The organism is Brassicibacter thermophilus, from assembly GCF_055378355.1.
The window spans coordinates 1,612,483-1,633,725 of sequence record NZ_AP042446.1 but is presented as its reverse complement, the minus strand read 5'-3'; the positions used below and the strand labels follow the sequence as shown (position 1 = coordinate 1,633,725).

At 30.2% G+C, this 21,243-nt stretch carries 18 protein-coding genes and 2 other annotated features (1 of these 20 only partly in view); of the genes, 2 read left to right on the top strand and 16 right to left on the bottom strand.

The window, feature by feature from the left end:
* Nucleotides 1-17: 17 nt before the first annotated feature.
* Complete coding sequence (locus ACZ41D_RS07670; protein WP_464150848.1) at nucleotides 18-1,160, bottom strand: FAD-dependent oxidoreductase; 1,143 nt, start codon at nucleotides 1,158-1,160, stop codon at nucleotides 18-20.
* A gap of 115 nt (nucleotides 1,161-1,275) precedes the next feature.
* The gene (locus tag ACZ41D_RS07665; RefSeq protein ID WP_464150847.1) at nucleotides 1,276-2,340 is read right to left on the bottom strand and encodes a glucose-1-phosphate thymidylyltransferase; all 1,065 of its coding nucleotides are present in this window, start codon (nucleotides 2,338-2,340) and stop codon (nucleotides 1,276-1,278) included.
* A gap of 374 nt (nucleotides 2,341-2,714) precedes the next feature.
* Between ACZ41D_RS07665 and ACZ41D_RS07660 the strand changes: the two genes are divergently transcribed.
* Nucleotides 2,715-3,986: a M14 family zinc carboxypeptidase gene (locus tag ACZ41D_RS07660; RefSeq protein ID WP_464150846.1), complete on the top strand. Its 1,272-nt coding sequence runs from the start codon at nucleotides 2,715-2,717 to the stop codon at nucleotides 3,984-3,986.
* Between the two features lie 294 nt (nucleotides 3,987-4,280).
* On the opposite strand, the gene ACZ41D_RS07655 is transcribed toward ACZ41D_RS07660, so the two are convergent.
* The 11 genes from ACZ41D_RS07655 to ACZ41D_RS07605 all read right to left on the bottom strand — a co-directional run bounded on the left by ACZ41D_RS07655 (nucleotide 4,281) and on the right by ACZ41D_RS07605 (nucleotide 15,784).
* Entirely contained in the window at nucleotides 4,281-4,928 is a 648-nt protein-coding gene (locus tag ACZ41D_RS07655) for an L-fuculose-phosphate aldolase (RefSeq protein ID WP_464150845.1), read from the bottom strand.
* A gap of 52 nt (nucleotides 4,929-4,980) precedes the next feature.
* Nucleotides 4,981-6,015 carry an S-methyl-5-thioribose-1-phosphate isomerase gene (locus ACZ41D_RS07650; RefSeq protein WP_464150844.1) on the bottom strand — a complete coding sequence of 345 codons (1,035 nt, stop codon included), beginning with the start codon at nucleotides 6,013-6,015 and terminating at the stop codon, nucleotides 4,981-4,983.
* Between the two features lie 164 nt (nucleotides 6,016-6,179).
* Nucleotides 6,180-7,367, bottom strand: a complete 1,188-nt coding sequence (locus tag ACZ41D_RS07645) for a trans-sulfuration enzyme family protein (RefSeq protein WP_464150843.1) — start codon at nucleotides 7,365-7,367, stop codon at nucleotides 6,180-6,182.
* 124 nt (nucleotides 7,368-7,491) lie between these two features.
* Complete coding sequence (locus ACZ41D_RS07640) at nucleotides 7,492-8,286, bottom strand: QueT transporter family protein (RefSeq protein ID WP_464150842.1); 795 nt, start codon at nucleotides 8,284-8,286, stop codon at nucleotides 7,492-7,494.
* A gap of 18 nt (nucleotides 8,287-8,304) precedes the next feature.
* Nucleotides 8,305-9,072: an S-methyl-5'-thioinosine phosphorylase gene (locus tag ACZ41D_RS07635; protein WP_464150841.1), complete on the bottom strand. Its 768-nt coding sequence runs from the start codon at nucleotides 9,070-9,072 to the stop codon at nucleotides 8,305-8,307.
* 16 nt (nucleotides 9,073-9,088) lie between these two features.
* A complete protein-coding gene (locus ACZ41D_RS07630; protein ID WP_464150840.1) occupies nucleotides 9,089-9,847 on the bottom strand; it encodes an energy-coupling factor transporter transmembrane component T family protein in 759 nt (252 codons plus the stop codon).
* Between the two features lies 1 nt (nucleotide 9,848).
* The gene (locus ACZ41D_RS07625) at nucleotides 9,849-11,570 is read right to left on the bottom strand and encodes an ABC transporter ATP-binding protein (protein WP_464150839.1); all 1,722 of its coding nucleotides are present in this window, start codon (nucleotides 11,568-11,570) and stop codon (nucleotides 9,849-9,851) included.
* Nucleotides 11,571-11,584: 14 nt separating this feature from the next.
* On the bottom strand, nucleotides 11,585-12,631 hold the full coding sequence (gene mtnA, locus ACZ41D_RS07620) for an S-methyl-5-thioribose-1-phosphate isomerase (RefSeq protein ID WP_464150838.1): 1,047 nt from the start codon (nucleotides 12,629-12,631) through the stop codon (nucleotides 11,585-11,587).
* Nucleotides 12,632-12,651: 20 nt separating this feature from the next.
* Nucleotides 12,652-13,602 carry an MDR/zinc-dependent alcohol dehydrogenase-like family protein gene (locus ACZ41D_RS07615; RefSeq protein ID WP_464150837.1) on the bottom strand — a complete coding sequence of 317 codons (951 nt, stop codon included), beginning with the start codon at nucleotides 13,600-13,602 and terminating at the stop codon, nucleotides 12,652-12,654.
* A gap of 207 nt (nucleotides 13,603-13,809) precedes the next feature.
* Nucleotides 13,810-14,541: a GntR family transcriptional regulator gene (locus ACZ41D_RS07610; protein ID WP_464150836.1), complete on the bottom strand. Its 732-nt coding sequence runs from the start codon at nucleotides 14,539-14,541 to the stop codon at nucleotides 13,810-13,812.
* 286 nt (nucleotides 14,542-14,827) lie between these two features.
* The gene (locus ACZ41D_RS07605; protein ID WP_464150835.1) at nucleotides 14,828-15,784 is read right to left on the bottom strand and encodes an L-threonine 3-dehydrogenase; all 957 of its coding nucleotides are present in this window, start codon (nucleotides 15,782-15,784) and stop codon (nucleotides 14,828-14,830) included.
* Nucleotides 15,785-16,058: 274 nt separating this feature from the next.
* Between ACZ41D_RS07605 and yugI the strand changes: the two genes are divergently transcribed.
* Complete coding sequence (yugI, locus tag ACZ41D_RS07600) at nucleotides 16,059-16,418, top strand: S1 domain-containing post-transcriptional regulator GSP13 (protein WP_464150834.1); 360 nt, start codon at nucleotides 16,059-16,061, stop codon at nucleotides 16,416-16,418.
* A gap of 42 nt (nucleotides 16,419-16,460) precedes the next feature.
* Here yugI and leuS read toward each other — a convergent pair whose 3' ends face one another.
* The 3 genes from leuS to asnS form a co-directional block, all read right to left on the bottom strand.
* Nucleotides 16,461-18,875, bottom strand: a complete 2,415-nt coding sequence (gene leuS, locus ACZ41D_RS07595; RefSeq protein WP_464150833.1) for a leucine--tRNA ligase — start codon at nucleotides 18,873-18,875, stop codon at nucleotides 16,461-16,463.
* 64 nt (nucleotides 18,876-18,939) lie between these two features.
* Nucleotides 18,940-19,147, bottom strand: a binding site (T-box leader).
* A 51-nt stretch (nucleotides 19,148-19,198) separates the two neighbouring features.
* Nucleotides 19,199-19,702: an SEC-C metal-binding domain-containing protein gene (locus tag ACZ41D_RS07590; RefSeq protein ID WP_464150832.1), complete on the bottom strand. Its 504-nt coding sequence runs from the start codon at nucleotides 19,700-19,702 to the stop codon at nucleotides 19,199-19,201.
* A gap of 44 nt (nucleotides 19,703-19,746) precedes the next feature.
* A complete protein-coding gene (asnS, locus tag ACZ41D_RS07585; RefSeq protein WP_464150831.1) occupies nucleotides 19,747-21,138 on the bottom strand; it encodes an asparagine--tRNA ligase in 1,392 nt (463 codons plus the stop codon).
* A 54-nt stretch (nucleotides 21,139-21,192) separates the two neighbouring features.
* Nucleotides 21,193-21,243 (bottom strand) — a binding site (T-box leader); it runs 198 nt beyond the window's last position.

Below are 21,243 nucleotides of genomic sequence, written 5' to 3'. Positions count from 1 at the left end.
TTACCTCTCAAAAACTTTTAATTTTTAATTAGTTTAATTAATTTTTCCCCTATATCTATTATGGTATTGATTTTACCACCAAATACCACATAGTAATTCTCTGCTTCATCATACTGTATTAGCATACTTGGTCTAGCATCAGAATCTTCTACATAATTTAAAATAGTTTTTACTGCAAACATTGAATCAATAAACTTTGCATTTTCTACATAAGGTAAATATTTCACTGCAAACTCTTTTATACTTTCATATCCGCTTTTAAATCTACATTTACAATCAAGACATATATTAATATTATTTGGATCACATTTGCATTTATTATTTTTTTCTTTGTTACATGAAAAAATAGGATATCCGACATCAGACCTTTCATGAGGAGTCTTTCTTACATTGTGTATAGTTTGGTATCCAGTTAATCCGAATGGCATTACAGATGTAAAATTTCCATCCATTATTGTTACCCCTATAGAATTGTATTTCTGAGGCAATAATATCTTAACCATTTCACACATTTCAAAAGACAATGGTTCTAATGGTAATCCAAATAATTTGTTTAATCCATTAATATTAGCATAAGCTGCATTAATAACTATATCATAGTTTTCTATATTTTTTCTATCGCGATGTAAAGAAACCAATTTTTTTACTTTACCTTTTACATCTCCATCAATTATTTTATGATTTAGCAGTATTTTACCTCCATTATTTATTATTTTTTCCTCAAGGCTGTTAACAACCTCCTTCCAATCAAAAGCATATTCTAAAGCTTCTATGACTACTTTAACAGTTCCAGGTCTAATTATGTCTGGAGGCAATTTTACTATTTTATACGGTAATTTTAATTCATCGCAAAATCTTAAATATTCTTTATCAGTCACTTTAGAGCCAGTACTTGATATTGCATAATACTGCTTAAAGCTTTTATTTATCGCTTTGGGAAACTTATATTGGAAATCATAAAAACCTTTTATACATTGTAATGCAGTTTCTTTAGACCTGGGATAATGATATCCTAAGTGCAATCTTGCTTGATTAACCTGCGATGCTCCTAAGCACAAACTGTTTCCCTGTTCATAAACATCAACTTTAAAATTATTTTCTAATAACACATCAGCACAATATAGTCCAAAAATCCCGCCACCTATAACTGCAGCCTTCATTTATTTCCCTCCAAAACTATTTTTTTATTAATCTATCTTATATTTTTCATAAGATGATTTTAAAATCAGAACCTTATATTTACTACTTTTTATTATTTATAACAGTAAATTTATCTTATTCTAATAAAACTTTACTATTTTTAGCTAATAAAAAACTACTAGACTTCTTCATCGATGTATTTTTTTCTATTTTAGAACATTTATCTATTATACTAGAATCAATTATAGATTCTGAATAAGAAATACTACAATTATCAAGTACAATACTATTCTCTATACTGCTGTCGATAATTTTCACTCCATTAGCAATAACAGTAAAAGGCCCTATATAACTATTAGTTATATTACAATTATCACCAATGATAACAGGTCCTCTTATTATTGAGTTCATTACTCTTGAGTTTTTTCCTAATTTAATTCTACCGCTTAACTTGCTATCATTATCAACACTTCCTATAATGCTACTACTAATTTTATACATAGTATTTTGATTTGCTTCTACTATTGCATCTGGATATCCTAAATCTCTCCAACCATCTTTAATTATTTTATAGTTTACCTTATACTTATTGCTAATAAGCCACTTTATAGCATCTGTAATTTCATATTCCCCTCTCCAAGATGGTTTTATATTACTACATCCAGTAAATATACTCTTATCAAATAAATATATACCTGTTATAGCTAGATTAGAAATGGAGTGTTTAGGTTTTTCCATAACATCGATTATATTATCTCCACTAACTACAGCTATACCGTAATTTTTGGGATTAGATACTCTTTTTAATATCAACTTACAATTCACATTTTCCTTGGAAAATTGAGATATAGTTTCTTTTAGTTCCATATTATAAAAATTATCACCTAATACCATGATAAATCTTTCATTGTTAATATATTCTTTAGAAGTCAAAACTGCATCTGCTAACCCTTTAGGTGTATCTTGTTTTATAAAAGTAACTTTTATCTTATTATTCGCATATTTTTTTATTGCATCTTTAAAAATATCTTCGTTATTTTTTACGACAATTCCAATATCATATATATCTGCTTTTACAAGGGAATCTAAAATATAATACAAAACAGGTTTCCCTGCTATTGGTATCAATTGTTTTGGCAATGACAAAGTTACAGGCCACAACCTACTCCCTACTCCAGCACAGAGGATTAAAGCTTTCATATAATTATCACACCTCCTAAAACTTTTCTGAATACTATTTGTTTTTTCATTATTATTTTGTAGGCTTATTTTATTATATTTATTTTGTTTTAACTTCGTTAACAGAAGATTTGGCTATTACCTGGGTAATAGCCAAATAGCGACATTCATACTATATATTCTTTTATTTTTAAGAAAAAAACAACTAATTTTGATTAAAAAATACATTATTTTGCATCATTTGTTTTTAAATATATTGAGGAAATTGCATAATTACTATAAGGTCAAAATTTTATTATGCAATTTTCTATATTGTATATGATTAAAATAAAAAATATTAGAACATTATAGTGTTGATACATAGTATATTATTATAAAACTAGGGAGGTGATAATTTGAGAATATTAAAACTTGGTTCAAAAGGTTCTGACGTAATGGAAATACAATCATTACTAGAAAAAATAGGTTATGACCCCGGTCCAATAGATGGTATATTCGGTGTCAAAACAGAGCAAGCAGTTATTCAGTTTCAAAAAGATAATGGGCTTGTACCAGATGGCATAATTGGTCCAAATACTTATAGAATACTAAACAGACTTTTATTAGGATTTGATTATTATACAATTCGTCCAGGAGATACTCTATATGATTTATCTAGAAAATATTATACTACTGTAAATAAAATTTTAGTTGCTAATCCAGATATAAATCCTAATAATTTAATGGTAGGTCAACAAATCATAATACCTTACGGAATAGATGTAGTAGATACAAACATTGATTATACCTATGAAATTATGCAAAGAGATATTAGAGGCTTAAAAGCTAGATATCCCTTTTTAGAAACAGGTTCTATAGGCAATAGTGTACTTGGAAGAAATTTATACTATATTAAGCTTGGAAATGGTCCAAATAAAGTGTTTTATAATGGAGCACATCACGCATTAGAATGGATTACATCTCCGTTGTTAATGAAATTTGTTGAAAATTTCTTAATAGCTTATGTTGAAGGAAAAAACATTAAAGAATACAATATAAATGATATATGGAATCAAAGTTCAATTTATATAGTTCCTATGGTAAATCCTGATGGTGTAGATTTAGTTATTAACGGCTTAAGTAGAAATAATCCTTATTATGAAAATTTAATAATATGGAATGATGGGAGCCTAGATTTTAGTAATACATGGCAAGCTAATATTAAAGGAGTTGATTTGAACCACAATTACGACGCACTATGGGAAAAATATAGAGATATAGCTGCACAACTAGGCTATGATAGTCCCGGTCCAACAAGATATCCTGGAATATCTCCCGAATCTGAACCTGAATCAAAAGCAGTTGCAGATTTTACTAGAAATAATAATTTTAGACTAGTATTAGCTTATCACAGTCAAGGGGAAGTAATATATTGGAATTTTGAAGGCTTAGCTCCTCCTGAAGCTAAAAATATCGGTGAACTCTTTTCAAAAGTTAGTGGATATGGTCTAGAAAACACTTATGGAATAGCATCATATGCTGGCTATAAAGATTGGTTTATTCAAGAATATATACGCCCAGGATATACAGTAGAAGTAGGTAAAGGCAAAAATCCACTTCCCATTACGCAATTTGATAAAATATATGATGATAATATTGAAATACTCTTATTAGCTGCAGTTGTTTAATCAATATGAACCATAATTAATCAATCTTTGATTAATTATGGTTTTATTTAATATAGAATTTTTAAAGATTCTCAAATACCCCTCTTTGTATTATCATATCTTCACTTTGAATACCTTCAATCTCACTAAATTCTAAATCGAGCCTTAATTTGTTTCCATACTATAAACCCTTAATATATTTGGTTCCTATAATAAATACTTATAAAAAACTGCATTTTAGCAAGATTTCTTAAGTACAATCTAATATACATATAAATTTATCTATTTCAATCACTATATTAAATTAGAACTAAATTATAATTTTCTTTGTCCATAAGTTTTAAATTTTTCTATCATCAAAGTCATTTCTTTTTCTGGAAGAATAACAGGATCCCCTATACACTTAGTTCTATAATATAATTCAGCACAATATTCAATTTCCTCTGTAATATTAAAAGCATTTAATAAATCATTTGCTCCTGCTAATAATCCATGATTAGCTAATAACACTGCCTTTCTGCCCTTCATAGCTTCAAAAGCATTTTCCGCTAATTCTTTAGTCCCATATGTAGCATATTTAGCACATTTTACATCTAAACCAGCTAATGCAACCATATAGTGAACTGGTGGTAATGACCAATTTAGACAAGCTAGTGTAGTTGCATACATAGTATGAGTATGAATAATCGCATCTATATCATTTCTTCTTTCATAAAAAACTCTATGCATCTCGACTTCACTAGAAGGTTTCTTATCTCCTTCTATCTTTTCACCTTTAATATCTAATACAACTACATCTTCTGGCTTAATTTTAAAATAATCTATACCAGAAGGACTTATAGCAAATAATCCTTTTTTTCTATTATAAATACTTAAATTTCCACCTGTCCCCTTTGTAAGTCCACTTGTAACAAGTTTTTTACCATATTCGACTATTTGTTCTCTTTCTTTTTTCATTAACATATAATACTCATCCTTTCTAATTACTAAAATATAATTCTATATTTGTAACCTTTTACTTTTTATAGTATCGATTAAGGTCATAGGGTGAAAAAATACCTTTATCTGTTACAACTCCACTTACTAAATGGGGAGGTGTGATATCAAATAGCGGATAGTACCCTTTAACTCCATCCATTGCAGTTCGTACACCCATTGCTTCCAATACATATCTTCCATCTCTTTCTTCAATGTTTACAGTAGATACTTTATCGTGTAATCTATCTGGAAAACCTGTAACAAAATAAGGTATGCCAAAATATTTAGCTGCTAACGCAATTTGAAAAGTACCAACTTTATTCACAACATGACCATCCATACAAATTACATCTGCTGCTGATGTAAATAAATCTACTTTTTTGCTTTTCATAGTATAAGCTGGCATATTGTCTGTTATTACAGTAACGTCAAATCCCTGATCATGGACAACACTTGCAGTTAATCTTGCTCCTTGAAAATATGGACGTGTTTCTGGACAAATTACTTTAATATCTTTTTTCCTATTTCTAGCTTCCTTTAGCATCTGACCAACTATCGTTTCAGCAAAACATTGCGTCATAATAGTTCCTTTGTCTGGAAACATATCTACAAGATACTTAGCAACCTTAGCTATTCTTATGTAATTATTATTTACTGAATTTAAAGTATGTTGAAAAATAGCCTCATCAACTTTTTCTTCTTTCTTTATAGCTTCTTTTGCTACCTCTAAACATTTTTTTACAACTAGTTCCATTCGTTTAACCGTTGTAGGTCTTGCATGAGAAAGAACATATGCAGCTTCCTTCAAATATTCTAATTGCTGTTCAATTGTTTTATCTTTTACTTCATAAGCAGCAAGTGCCATTCCCATACCAGCTGCTACATATGGTCCACCACTTTGAGTTACCATATCAGCAATAGCCTTTGCTACTTCAGTATAATGATTACATGTAACATATTCTATCCGTGCAGGATATATTCTCCTATCTAATATTTTAACTTTGCCTTTTTCATACCAAGCAATATTTTCATATTGTAACATAAATGCTAAATCTTTATCAGCCCTAATCATTTATATCCTCCCAACTAATTATTATTGCTTTATAAATTTAAATAAAAATAGAGGACTTTAATCTTTTTTAATACGATGTTTAGTAAGAAAACGAATGATTTTCAAAAAAGACAAACTAGTGAAATCATAATCGGCCAATCTTTAATTAGTTATAATTTTCTAAATCATATTTTTGATAAAGCATCGTTTAAGTCACAAATTATATCATTACAATCTTCTAATCCCACAGATATCCTTATCATACTTTCTGTTAAACCAAATTTAGCTAGCTCTTCTTTTGGATATCCTCTATGTGTCATGGCTGCAGGAAGTTCTATTAATGTTTCACAATCTCCAAGACTTACAGCAATTTGTACTAATTTCACAGAATTTACTACTTTTTTAGCATCTTCTAAGTTCCCATCTACTTCAAAGCTTATCATGGCCCCAAATCCGTTCATCTGTTCTTTAGCTATTTTATAGCCCTTAAAATCTTTAAGTCCAGGATAATAAACCTTACGTACTTTTGAATGATTCTTTAAAAAATTTGCTACTGCTAATGCATTTTTCTCATGTTCTCTCATTCTTACACCTAATGTTTTAAGGCCTCTAAGTAAAAGCCATGCATTGAATGGGCTCATAACTCCACCAAATTCACACATATAGTCAAATTTAAGTGATTGTATATAATCAGCATCTTTGGCTACTGCAACACCTCCAACCACATCTCCATGACCACATATATACTTTGTAGCACTGTGAACTACTATATCTGCTCCTATAGTTAATGGTTTTTGAAAATACGGTGTTGCAAAAGTATTATCTACTACTACTTTTATATTTTTTTCTTTTGCTATTTGTGCAATTTTTTTGATGTCTATTATCATTAAATTTGGATTAGAAGGCGTTTCAAAATAAATAACCTTAGTATTTTTATCAATTAATTCTTTTAATTTTTCTGTATCACTTAAATCAGCTATTTTGCAATCAATATTATATTGAGGTAGAATATGAGTTGCTACATTATAACTTGAGCCATACAGTGTTTTATTTACTATTACATTGTCTCCTGGCTTAAGAAGCGAAAATAGAACTGAACTTATGGCTGCCATACCTGAAGCAAAAGCTACTGCACCTTTTCCTTCTTCTAATGCAGCCATTCTATTTTCAAAAAGTCTTAATGTTGGATTGTTTCCTCTAGTATAAACATAATCATTGCTTTCAAAAGACATTACTTTTTCAACATGTTCAATATCATCAAATACAAAAGTAGATGTTTGATAAATAGGTGGATTTAATGCATTATTTGCATTTTTCTTTCCTCCTGCATGTATCGCCATAGTTTCAAAACCATATTTCTTATTGTTATCCATTTGTTATGCTCCTTCCTTTTTCGAATTGAATCAGTTTAACTATGTCCTTAATACCTATAAACTATACTGTTAATTCATTCTTAGTTTAATGCTTTAATAAGTTGAGGGTAACACCCTCAACTTATTATTGCATAAAACTGCCAACGTACGTTAAAACTACGCCTATTCCTGATACTAGTGTTACATTCATACCTTCTGACACTCCACCTGCAAAGCTAAAAACTTGCTGTCCAGCACCTAAAGCTACTGCAAATCCGCCTATTATACCAAATAATATTCCTATTACCATAACAATAGAACCTGTTCTCACTCTACTACTAAATTGAGGCAAATCTTCTTCAGGCATTATATCAGTCCATAAAAGATCCCATTTTTTTATTCTTGGATATAAAACCATTAATAAAGGTATACCAAGAATAATAGATGGCACAGAGTTATTTACTGATATTATTGCTGCTAATGCAGCAAATGGAACCATACCTAGTAGTTCAAGACCCCATCCTATTATTAGAGCACATGATAATGAACCGCCTAACGCTGCTACTATAAATGCTGCTATTTTTCTACCTGATTTAAGGTTTGGTTCTATATCACTTTTATTTACTATTCCCAAATTGTTCCATATTTTATAAGGAACATAAGCAAACATAAAATTACCAAAGAAACCAAAAATACTACCTACTCCTAATGAACCAAAGAAATCTCCTATTAGGTTACCAATAGCTGAACCCCATGCTCCAGCAGGTCCAAATAATAATCCAAATACTACAGGAAGTGCACTTGCAGGTCTAACCTCAGTAATTCCAGGAATTAATACAATTGCTTTAAAAGGTATCAATAATGCCGCATAAAGTCCAGCACATAGTGCTACTAAAACCACCATCTTAGTTGACTTCCACATCCTAAATACTTCTTTCATGATAAATCCTCCTTTTAACTAAAGTTTAATGCTTGCATTTTTACAATTACATTGTTCCTGATCGAGATTCTCACTAAACACTCTCAAAAATACTTTAGTAATTTTTTCCTTGTTTGCAGACAATGTACCTTGAATATCATGTAGAGTTATATCTCCTTTTACGCCTGTGCACCAGTTAGTTATTATACCAACTGCAGCGTAGCACATACCTAATTCTCTAGCCAATACTACTTCTGGCACATTTGTCATGCCTACTACATCACCTCCAAACATTTTATACATTTTAATTTCAGATTCTGTTTCAAACCTAGGGCCTTCAGTACATATATAGACAGCATCTCCTTTTATATCAATTAACTCAATTTTTGCCGCTTCGTAAAACTTATTCCTAAGATTTTTACAATATGGTTCACTCATATCAATATGTTTTACTGGTTCATCTCCACCTTCAAAGAAAGTAAGAGGTCTTTGCTTAGTAAAATCTATAAAATCTCTAATAACTACAATATCTCCTGGTATATAATTTTCATTACATGAACCAACTGCAGCTGTAGCATAAACATATTTAACACCTAACTCTTCCAAAGCCTTCATATTTGCTCTATAGTTTATTAAATGTGGCGGTGTTGTATGTTTTTTCCCATGTCTCGCTAAAAAAACGATTTCTTCTCCATTTATATTTACTAAATCCACTTCTGCATTTCCATATTTTGTTTTTACAATCTTTGTCTTGCTTCCACTTCCAATATCATAAACTCCTGTACCGCCAATAATAGCTTTTTTCATGATATTACCTCCCTTACTATAATTTAAATACTATCTTAGCATAAATTGAAAATACTACTGCTAATATCGTTATTACTATCAATATATAATCCTTACTATCAAAATTTATCTCCATGTAATTAGTTCTGTTTTTATCGTATCCAAAACCTTTTGATTCTAGTGCCATAGAAAATACATTTGTCCCTCTTATGACAGAAATAAATGTAGGTATAAGTAACGGAATGTACTTCTTAGCTTTTTGGAATATTGACCCTGAATTAAGATCTAATCCCCTTGATTCTTGAGCTTGAGTAATTGTATAGCTAGTACTTACTATCATAGGTACAAGTCTTATAGCCGTAGAAAATGCAAATGCTCCCCTATAAGGTACTTTTAATTTAACAAGACCTAAAGATATTTCTTCAATCTTTGTAGAACTTAGAAAGATCATCCCAGATATTATCATTATATTGAACTTTATTCCTATTGTTATGCCGTACAATAAGCCTTCTAAGGTTATGGGTCCTAATATTTTGGTTTCACCACTTTTAGTAAATGACCAAATAATTATCGACATTAAAGCAATCATAAACAATATTACTCTTATACGTTTAAGATTTGAAAGTACTTTTCCTGACATTCCATAAAAAATTATGACTAATCCCAAAATAATTAAAATAGGTAGTGAGTTAAACAATAATGCAATTGTAAAGCTTCCAAACATAATTAATAATTTAGTTCTAGGGTCTAATTTATGTAGGAAAGTATCTTTATCAATATATAAAAACATATCCATGTTATTTCACCCCCTTAGTACAACTAATCATTTCATCTAAAGATAACATTGTTTTTCCTATCTTATTACTTAAACTTACTATATGAGGTAGTTTTAAGTATGATTTCAATAATTCTTCCTCATTTTTAAATACGTCCCTAGTATTACCATACATCTTTATTTCACCATCATTCACTACTACTACTTTATGAGCATATTCTGCAACTACCCACATAGTATGAGTTATCATTATAATAGTATGTCCATTCTCATTAAGTTTCTTAATTAGCTCCATCATTTGTCTTTGTTCTTTATAATCAAGTCCTGTGGTTGGCTCGTCCAATATAATTACTTTAGGTCTTGCGGATAAAATAGAAGCCACAGCTATTCTTTGTCTTCCACCCTTTGTAAGTGAAAATGGGTCTTCTTCTTCATATCCTTCCATATCAACTGCTTTTAAAGCCTCTTTTACCCTCTCATCTATTTCTTCTTTTGAATACCCCCTAATTTTAGGACTAAAAGCTACTTCTTCATAAACTGTATCTGCAAATATTTGATGATCGGGATTTTGGAAAACATAGCCTACTTTCTTTCCTATTTCAAATATAGTGGTATTTTTTGTGTCTTTGCCATCTATTATTACCCTTCCATTTGTAGGTAATAAAAGTCCATTAAAGTGTTTTACCAAAGTAGTTTTACCACTTCCATTATGCCCAAGGATAGCTAAAAACTCGCCTTCTCGTATCTTTAAATTTGCTCCTTTAAGAGCAGTTTTACCATTTGGATATGTGTGCTCTAAGTCCTGTACTTCAATGATTACATCTCCATATTTACTCTCTCTTTCTTTTTCTCTTTCTAAAATTTCATTATATTTATTCTCATCTATTTTAAGATTTAGACCCAAGAATTTTTCGAAGCCTTCTTCAGGCGTTAAAGGCAATTCATCTTTACTTAGTAAAGAAAGACTTGAAAAATACTTAGGAATTTGTAATGTCATAATTCCTATACTGTCTGTCAATTCTATTTCTTTCAAAACTTCTTTTGGATTTCCATCTCTTAAAATGTGTCCATCTTTCATTATAATAAGTCTATCAGCATTTAACGCTTCTTCTGTTTCATGTTCAATTATAATAAGGGTAAGTTCTTTATCCTCATGCAGTTCTTTTGCTATTCTAAATATACCTAATTTTCCTACTGGATCAAGATCTGTAGTAGGCTCGTCCATACATATTACACTAGGTTTAGAAGCAAGAACAGAGCCTATAGCTAATCTTTGCTTCTGACCACCAGATAATGTTGAAGGTTGTCTATCCTCAAAACCTTCTAATTTAACTGTTTTTAATATCTTATCTATTCTCCTTTGAATTTCTTCTCTATCAACATTAAAATTCTCTGGACCAAATGCAATTTCTAATTTTGTATTTGTTGAAAATAACTGAGATTCAAAATCCTGAAATACTAAACCTATCTCCTTTGCCATTCTACTAACGTTATTTTCTTTAGCATTGATTCCATTTATTAAAACTTCACCACTATATTTTCCCCTAATAAAATGAGGAATTAATCCATTTAAACAATTTGCTAAAGTAGATTTACCTGCACCACTTGGTCCCATTATTACCACAAATTGTCCCTTTTCAATATCTAAATTTATATTTTCTATGGCATTTCTATCTTTTTGGTCTTTATACTTAAAAGTAAGGTTTCTAATAGATACAGTTTTATTACTTCCATCATCGCTCATTTTATTTGCCCTCCTTATTTTAGTTTTAATATATTTTCCTTATATGATGGACTAATTATTCCTTTTTCTGTTATAATACCAGTAATATTTTCATTTGGCGTTACATCAAAAGCAGGATTAAATACTTCTATTCCTTCTGGTGCTATTCTTACAGTTTCAATATGAGTTAATTCTTTACTACTTCTTTCCTCTATTTCTATTTCCTCTCCTGTTTCAATATCAAAATCTATAGTAGTAGTTGGAGCTACTACGTAAAATGGAACATTGTATGTCTTAGCAACTACTGATAACATAAATGTACCTATTTTATTTGCAGTATCACCATTTAATGCTATTCTATCTGCCCCAACAAGTATAACATCAATTTTTCCATCTCTAATAAGGGTAGCAGCTGCGTTATCTACAATAAGTTTTGATGGTATCCCTTCTTGTACCAATTCCCATGCAGTAAGCCTTCCACCCTGCAGTCTTGGTCTTGTTTCATCAGCAAATACAAATATATCCTTTCCACTATAAAAAGCTTCCCTAATTACTCCAAGTGCCGTTCCAAACCCTGCTGTAGCTAAAGCTCCAGTATTACAATGTGTTAAAATAGTAGCTTTCTGAGGGATAATTTCATTTCCATACTTACTCATTTTTTTATTAGTCTCTATATCTTCATTAAGTATTTTATCAGCTTCAACTTTTATTTTTTTGTATATTTCTCTTACTGATAATTCAATATTTATTTTTATGAGATTTCTCATTCTTTTTATAGCCCACATTAAATTAACTGCTGTAGGTCTAGATTTACTCAATTTTTCTAAAGCTTCATTCATATTTTTTAAAAAATCTTCTTTATCGTTTTCCAAAAATTCTTTTGCTGCTAAAACTACTCCATAGGCTGCTGTTGCCCCAATAGCAGGTGCTCCTCTAACAATCATGTCTTTAATAGCAAAAATTACTTCTTTATAGGTTCTACATTCGAATAGTTCATAATCATTTGGCAGTTTTCTTTGGTCTATAAGATATAAAACATCATCTTTAAATTCAATTGCCTTAATTTCATTCATTTGTTTCATCTCCTTACTATAATATCTACTTATTCTTTTCTTAAATCAAATACTGCTTTTAAAATATTTTTTTGTCCAAAAGCATTTTCAAAATCTCTTAAAGCATAAATACCACTAACTAATCTATCTACCTTTACAAGCTTTTTTTGTAAAAGTCTCAAAGCAGCATCTAAAGGCCCACATCTAGTACCTATTACAGTAATTTCATTTACTACCCAACTTGTAGGGTTTAGTATTGAACTAGAATTATAAGTGCTTTTTAGTATTATAGTCCCCATTGCTTTTACCATATCTTGAGCATATTTTAAACCTTGTTCATTGCCAGTACATTCAATGACTATGTCAAAATAATTGATATAATTGGCCTCTTCTAATAATACTGTTGTTGCATTTTCCTCTAGAAATTTTAATTTTTCTAAATGCTTCCCTATAACAGTTAAATCACATCCTGTTAAGCTTATAACTTGTGTTACAAGCTGAGATAATTTTCCATCACCAATTATAGCAACTTTATGAGTTGGCTTAATGTGGCATCTTTCTGTAATTTGTAAAGCAGCTGCTATTGGTTCAGCAAATACTGCTTCAATATCTGTTACATTATCAGGTACAATATGTAGGTTTTTATTTGGAAGAGTAATATAATCTGCAAAGACTCCATCTTTATCTTTCATTCCTAATATCTTTCTATTTTTACAATGATTTTCAAACCCTTTTTTACAAAATTCACATTGATTACATCCTATATTTATTTCTCCAACTACTCTTTTACCTATAAATTTTTTATTAGTGGAATCCTCTACAGTTCCTACAAATTCATGACCTAATATACCAGTAAAACTCTTATACCCCTTTATCACTTCTTTATCTGTGTTGCATATTGCTGCATAAATAATTTTTATTAAAGATTCATCTGCATTAATCTTAGGCTTTTCTGCATCTTCTTTATATTGCAACTTTCCATCAAAGTATATACATCTCATTATTTCACCCTTTTCTATACAAACTAAACTAATAATTTATACAATTATATATTTTCATCAACTATTGCCATCTTTACATCTGATGCTTATACTGAATAATCTCAGAAAACAATAAAGTCGTTTTTTAGATGAAAATATAATATCTAATGCATTTATACTTTCCATAAGATGTGTAACCATAGTAAAAACAAAAATATTTTTTTATTCCTATCTTATCCTATTTACTTTAAATTTAAATACATCTGTGTTAAAATAGTCCATTGAATATATTTGAGGATTTCCTTCTTTATCATAGTGAATTTGCCTTAATAATAGAAAAAGCTGATCCTTTTCTATCTTCATATGTTTTATCATTTCAGCAGTAGATAAGGTAGGTATAATATCTGCAATAGCATACTCAGGTTCTATACCATAATTTTCTTTTAGATACTCAAACATAGATTCACCTTTAATACTATCAGGTACTACTTTCATTTGTTTTGGTTTTTTTATTGTATCTATACAATATGCAGCAATTTTTCCATTTGCTGTTCTTATTCTGGTAAATGTTATTACTTTCTCATTTTTTCTTAACCTCATTTTTTTGGTCATATCTTCTGTTGGAAAATCTTCTTTAATGTCAATCCAAATAGTGCCCGGTTCATAACCAAAACTTTCTATTATTTCCGTAATACTTTCTAACTTTTCAAGTCCACTTTCAATTTGTATAGGTATTTTATTCACAAAAGTACCTTTTCCTTGTATCTTATATAGTATTTTATCTTGTTCTAATAATGCTAATGCCTCTCGTACAGTATATCTGCTTACTCCAAACATTTTCATTAATGATACTTCTGAAGGAAGGACGTTACCAGGTTGCAATTTTTCATTAAGTATATATTCTATTATTCTCTTTTTAACTTTACGACTTAGTGAAACTGTTTTTTCTTTTACTTTCATTATTTCAACCTCTTTCTAATTTGTCAGTCATCAGACATCTTAATTTAAAGATACCACATTTTGAATTTTCAGTCAATATAATTCTATAAAATTCAATTTTACTAAATATATGTTTCTAAACAGTTATTTGAATAATCTGTAGCTACTCTAATATTGTAACCGCTGCTAATTTTTCCATTATAGACTTTGTATCTGCCACACCTCTTTAGGTAAAAACTCTTACGTGCCTATACTTAGCCCACAATAAAAAGCCTTGGGTTAAGTACTATCCCAAGGCTTTTTATAACTATTTATTTAATTTTACTCTTAACTTATCCAACATATCAGTAGTCATAGATGCTAAATCATATTTAGGATTCCATCCCCATTCTTCTCTAGCTGCACTGTCATCTAGAGAATTTGGCCATGAATCAGCTATAGATTGTCTAACAGGGTCAACATCATAATCCATTTTAAAATCAGGTATATGTTTTTTAATTTCTGCATAAATATCCTCTGGAGCAAAACTCATAGCAGTAATGTTAAATGCATTCCTGTGAACAAGTTTTGAACCATCTGCTTCTGCTAAGTTAATAATAGCATCTAATGCGTCAGGCATATACATCATATCCATATGAGTACCTTCTTTTATATAACATGTATAGCTGCCTTTTTCAATAGCATCGTAAAATATATGTACAGCATAATCCGTTGTACCCCCACCAGGTAAAGTTTTGTAAGATATTAAGCCAGGAAAACGTACTCCTCTTGTATCTACACCATATTTATGATAGTAATAATCACACAATATCTCGCCTGCAACTTTTGTTACTCCGTACATAGTATTTGGTCTTTGAATAGTATCTTGTGGAGTATTATCCATAGGAGTTGAAGGACCGAAAGCAGCAATTGAACTAGGAGTAAAAACTGCACACTTTGTCTCTCTAGCTACTTCTAATACATTAAATAATCCACCCATATTTACATTCCAAGCTGCAGTTGGATTTTTTTCTCCTACTGCAGACAGAATTGCAGCTAGATGAATTATTGTATCTATCTTATATTTTTTAACAACATCAGCTATTCTCTGAGCGTCATTCACATCAACAATCTCAAACACTCCAGATTCCATTAATTCTTCAAAACCATCTTTTTTTCTTCTACTACTAGCTATAACATTAGATGAACCATAGATGTCCCTAAGTTTCATGGTTAACTCTGAACCAATTTGTCCTAATGCTCCAGTCACTAAAATCCTTTTCATGATTACACCTCCATATTAATTTAAAAACAAATACTTATTTTTCTCCCCAAATGCAATTATAACATATTTTAATAATAAGTTAATATCTTTTTTTAGTGTTAACCATACTTAATGCATTTATTCTTAAATATTTAGCTTGTCTTTTTTGCAATATTTTCACACTTTATATTTATACTAATAATATGACTATAAAAATTAATTTAATAATCATTTTGCTATTTGTATACATTTTATGTTATACTAAGTAAGGAAAAAAATGATAGGAGTGTTATACATGAAAAATAATATTGAAGTAGGAAACATTGTTAAAGGAAAAGTAACAGGTATTAAACCATTTGGTGCATTTGTAGCATTAGATGAATCTACACAAGGTTTAGTACACATCTCTGAAATCGCCCACGGGTTTGTTAAAGATATCAATGACTATCTTTCAGTAGGAGATGAAGTTGATGTAAAGATTATTTCTGTAGATGAAGAATCGGGAAAAATATCCCTTTCTATTCGTGCTACATTAGAAAAACCAAAAAAGAAACTCAATAAAAAGCAAAATACAAAACCTAAGGTAACAAATAACTCAGAAGGTTTTAACCTTTTAAAAGATGAAATGAAAAAGTGGATAGAAAATAACAAATAAAAAAGTAGTAGCTAATATTAGCTACTACTTTTTTATTTGTCTCTATTTTACAACCAAATTACATATTCTACCTGGTACATATATTTCTTTAATTATTTTCTTATCTTTAAAGTATTTAGCTAAATCTTTATCTTTCTTAATTTTATCCATTACTTGATCTTTCGTATCATCTATAGAAATAGTTATTTTTCCTCTAACTTTGCCATTTACCTGTACAGCTATTTCAACTATCTCATCCACAGTTTTTTCTTCAATCCACTGTGGCCATTTACTTTGATTCAACATCCCTTCAAAACCTGCTATACTCCATAATTCTTCAGTGATATGTGGTGCTACTGGATTTAAAAGAATCAAAAAAGTCTTAAATTCTGCTCTATTTATAGCACCTTTACTATTGAACTCATTTATCAAAGACATTAATGCTGCTATAGCAGTATTAAATTTCATATTTTCATAATCCTCGGAGACTTTCTTTATAGTCTTATGCATGATATTTTCCATATCTTTAGAATATGAATCTCCATCAATAAGTATATCTTGCAACTTCCATACTCTATCTAAAAATCTTCTACAACCCTTAACACCATTATATGACCATGGAACACTCTTTTCAAAATCTCCTATAAACATTTCATATGTCCTTAAAGTATCAGCTCCAAACTCTTCTACTATTTCATCTGGATTTACAACATTACCTCTAGATTTAGACATTTTTTCATTATTCTCACCTAGTATCATACCATGAGATGTTCTCTTTTTGTATGGTTCAGGAGTTGAAACTACACCTATATCATATAAAAATTTATGCCAAAATCTTGAATATAGTAAGTGTAGAGTAGTATGCTCCATTCCTCCATTATACCAGTCTACAGGCATCCAATAATCTAATGCGTCCTTTCCAGCTAAAGCTGTATCATTATGAGGATCAACATATCTTAAAAAATACCAGGATGAACCAGCCCACTGAGGCATAGTATCAGTTTCCCTGTTAGCAGGGCCTCCGCATTTAGGACAAGTAGTTTTGACCCAATCTTCAATATTAGCCAATGGAGATTCCCCCGTTCCAGTTGGTTCATAATTATCTACCTCTGGAAGTTTAAGAGGAAGCTCATCTTCTGGAATAGGAACCCAACCACATTTTTCACAGTATACTAAAGGTATAGGTTCCCCCCAATACCTTTGTCTAGAAAATACCCAGTCTCTAAGCTTATAATTTACTTTCCTAGTTCCTAATCCTTTTTCTTCTAACCAATCACTTATCTTCTTCTTCGCAGCGTTTACATCTAAGCCATTTAAGAAATCTGAATTAACCAAAATACCTTTTTGGACATCAGTAAAAGCTTCTTTTTCAACATTACCACCTTTAACGACTTCAATAATTGGAAGACCAAATTTTTTAGCAAATTCCCAATCTCTAGTATCATGAGCAGGCACTGCCATTATTGCACCTGTTCCATAAGACATAAGCACATAATCAGATGTCCATATAGGTATTTCTTTACCATTAACAGGATTAATAGCCTTTAGTCCTTTTATTTCTACTCCCGTTTTTTCTTTTGCAAGTTCTGCTCTTTCAAAGTCTGATTTTTTGCTAGCTTGTTTTTGATACTCTCTTATCTCACTTATATTCTTTATTCTATCCTTATATTCGTTAATTAAAGGATGTTCTGGAGAAATAACCATATAAGTAGCTCCAAATAATGTATCTGGTCGTGTAGTAAATACTCGTAAATTTTTATCAGTACCTGCTATTTTAAAATCTACTTCCATACCTTCTGAACGCCCTATCCAATTAATCTGTTGGATCTTCGCACGTTCTATATAATCAACTAATTCAAGATCTTTTATAAGTTTATCAGCATACTCAGTAATTTTAAGCATCCACTGATTTTTTACTTTTCTTACTACTTCACCACCACACCTTGCACAAGCTCCATTAACAACTTCTTCATTTGCAAGCCCTATCTTACATTGAGTACACCAATTAATTGGCATCTCTTTTTTATAAGCCAAACCTTTTTCAAACAATTTTAGGAATATCCATTGAGTCCACTTATAATAACTAGGATCAGTAGTATTTATTTCTCTTGACCAATCAAAAGAAAAACCTAAAGATTTCAATTGCTTTTTAAACATAGCTACATTTTTCTTAGTAACTTCTCTAGGGTGAATTTTGTTCTTAATAGCATAATTTTCAGTAGGAAGACCGAAAGCATCCCATCCAATAGGAAATAGTACATTATAGCCTTCCAATCTTCTTTTTCTTGCTACAATATCTAACGCAGTATATGGTCTTGGATGACCAACGTGTAGCCCTTTTCCAGATGGATAAGGGAATTCTATTAATGCATAGAATTTAGGTTTTGATGTATCATTGCAAGCATAAAATGTTTTTTTCTCATCCCATATAGCTTGCCATTTTTTTTCAATTACTCTTGGATTATAAGATTTACTCACCTAAATACCTCCTATTACTATGTTAATTTATATCAAATTTATATCAAAAAAACCTTTCAACTCATTTAGAGACGAAAGGTTCGCGGTACCACACTAATTGACAGCAATATAGCTATCCACTCTTTTTGATAACGGTTATAACCGATCAAAGTTACTTAAATTCACTTTGATAGCTCAAAGACGAGTTCAGCTTCCTTTATTGCTACTTTTCACCATCCAGCAGCTCTCTTAAAATAAAGTATAAGCCTACTACTTCTTTTCATAGCTAATTATTCAATTGCAAATTATTATAACAAATTATATTATAAAAATCAAGAAGCAATCTACAAGTTCTTGCCACAGCATTTTTTGTACTTTTTACCACTACCACATGGACATGGATCATTTCTACCTATCTTATCTGATTTAACTACCATTTTTGAAGACCTATACTCATTTTTAATATTCTTTCTTTCCTCTTGAGTTAATATTTTATCCCATTGTGGTAAATTATAGAGCCATTTCGCCTTTGCTTCCATCATATTATAATACAATTTTTTAAAATCAATATTAATATTAATTTCACTTTCTTCGTTTAACTTTTCCATATCTAAAGGTTCAACCAAGCTAGTATTTAACCCGTCTAAAAAACCAACAAAAGTTATATCATCCATACCAAATTCTTCAGCAATATCATTTAACTTTCCATTAATATTAGCCTTTTTATTTTCTAAAATATACTCATAGTTTTTCTTCTCCATTTCTAAATATGGCTTCCAAAATTCATTATATTCTTTCTTTGTCATTTGTTTATATGCTAAATCTTTCCAACTTTCATATAAACTCATTTCCTCACCTCTTGCTAAAATATCTTTTAATACTTATAACTCACCTAAAACTCTATAGACCTTACTGTCCTTGGAAAAGGAATTACGTCTCTAATATTGCTCATTCCAGTAATATACATTACAGCTCTTTCAAAGCCTAGTCCATATCCAGCATGCTTCGTTCCACCATATTTTCTTAAATCTAAATACCACCAATAATCTTCTTTTTTCATTTTCATTTCATCCATTCTAGCTTCAAGGACATCTAATCTTTCTTCTCTTTGGCTCCCTCCTATTATTTCACCAACTCCAGGAACTAATAAATCCATAGCTGCAACAGTCTTATTATCGTCATTAAGCCTCATATAAAAAGCTTTAATATCTTTTGGATAATCTGTAATAAAAACTGGCTTGTTAAATACTTTTTCTGTAATATATCTCTCATGCTCTGTTTGGAGATCCATTCCCCATTCTACAGGATACTCAAAATTTTGTCCAGATTTTTTAAGAATATCAATTGCTTCAGTATAAGTTATATGTTCAAAATCAGAATTTACAACATTTTCTAATCTATCGAACAATCCTTTATCGATAAATCTATTAAAGAATTCCATCTCTTCAGGTGCATTATCCATTACATATTGAATAATGTATTTCATCATATCCTCTGCTAAACACATATTATCATTTAAATCTGCAAAAGCAATTTCAGGTTCAATCATCCAAAACTCTGCAGCATGTCTAGCTGTATTTGAGTTTTCTGCTCTAAAAGTAGGTCCGAAAGTATAAACATTTCTAAATGCTAAAGCATATGCTTCAGCTTCTAACTGCCCACTTACAGTTAAATTTGCTTCTTTACCGAAAAAATCTTTAGAAAAATCTATTTTCCCATGTTCATCCTTAGGTAGACTATTTAAGTCCAATGTAGATACTCTAAACATTTCTCCTGCACCTTCAGCGTCACTAGCAGTAATAATTGGTGTATGAACATAAACAAAATTTCTATCATTAAAGAACTTGTGTATAGCATAAGCAGCTAACGAACGTACCCTAAACACTGCAGAAAAAGTATTACTTCTTGGTCTTAAGTGAGCAATAGTTCTTAAAAATTCAAAAGTATGCCTCTTTTTCTGTAAAGGATAATCTTTAGTTGTAGTTCCTACAATAATAATATTATCTGCCTTGATTTCAAAAGGCTGTTTTGCATTTGGTGTAGCAACTAACTGACCTTCCACAGAAATAGCAGTGCTAACTTTCAATTTACAAATATCTTCAAAATTGCTTAAACTATCATCAAAAACTATTTGTATGTTTTTAAAAAAACTTCCATCGTTAACTTCTATAAATCCAAAATTTTTAGAAGCTCTTACAGTCCTAACCCATCCTTCAATTTTTAGTTTTTTACCAATATACTTTTCACTTTCTCTATAAATTTGTCTTACCAATTCAGTGCACAATCTTATAACCTCCTTACATTAATCATTTTTAATATAAAAAAAGCCCAACTCCTTTAAAGGGACGAAGGACTCGCGGTACCACCCTATTTGCCATTATTCAATGGC

Bases quoted from the DNA above. Each gene is read 5' to 3' on its own strand.
- ACZ41D_RS07670 (WP_464150848.1), bottom strand. From the start codon at position 1,160: ATGAAGGCTGCAGTTATAGGTGGCGGGATTTTTGGACTATATTGTGCT.
- ACZ41D_RS07665 (WP_464150847.1), bottom strand. From the start codon at position 2,340: ATGAAAGCTTTAATCCTCTGTGCTGGAGTAGGGAGTAGGTTGTGGCCT.
- ACZ41D_RS07655 (WP_464150845.1), bottom strand. From the start codon at position 4,928: ATGTTAATGAAAAAAGAAAGAGAACAAATAGTCGAATATGGTAAAAAA.
- ACZ41D_RS07650 (WP_464150844.1), bottom strand. From the start codon at position 6,015: ATGATTAGGGCTGATAAAGATTTAGCATTTATGTTACAATATGAAAAT.
- ACZ41D_RS07645 (WP_464150843.1), bottom strand. From the start codon at position 7,367: ATGGATAACAATAAGAAATATGGTTTTGAAACTATGGCGATACATGCA.
- ACZ41D_RS07640 (WP_464150842.1), bottom strand. From the start codon at position 8,286: ATGAAAGAAGTATTTAGGATGTGGAAGTCAACTAAGATGGTGGTTTTA.
- ACZ41D_RS07635 (WP_464150841.1), bottom strand. From the start codon at position 9,072: ATGAAAAAAGCTATTATTGGCGGTACAGGAGTTTATGATATTGGAAGT.
- ACZ41D_RS07630 (WP_464150840.1), bottom strand. From the start codon at position 9,847: ATGGATATGTTTTTATATATTGATAAAGATACTTTCCTACATAAATTA.
- ACZ41D_RS07625 (WP_464150839.1), bottom strand. From the start codon at position 11,570: ATGAGCGATGATGGAAGTAATAAAACTGTATCTATTAGAAACCTTACT.
- mtnA (WP_464150838.1), bottom strand. From the start codon at position 12,631: ATGAAACAAATGAATGAAATTAAGGCAATTGAATTTAAAGATGATGTT.
- ACZ41D_RS07615 (WP_464150837.1), bottom strand. From the start codon at position 13,602: ATGAGATGTATATACTTTGATGGAAAGTTGCAATATAAAGAAGATGCA.
- ACZ41D_RS07610 (WP_464150836.1), bottom strand. From the start codon at position 14,541: ATGAAAGTAAAAGAAAAAACAGTTTCACTAAGTCGTAAAGTTAAAAAG.
- ACZ41D_RS07605 (WP_464150835.1), bottom strand. From the start codon at position 15,784: ATGAAAAGGATTTTAGTGACTGGAGCATTAGGACAAATTGGTTCAGAG.
- yugI (WP_464150834.1), top strand. From the start codon at position 16,059: ATGAAAAATAATATTGAAGTAGGAAACATTGTTAAAGGAAAAGTAACA.
- ACZ41D_RS07590 (WP_464150832.1), bottom strand. From the start codon at position 19,702: ATGAGTTTATATGAAAGTTGGAAAGATTTAGCATATAAACAAATGACA.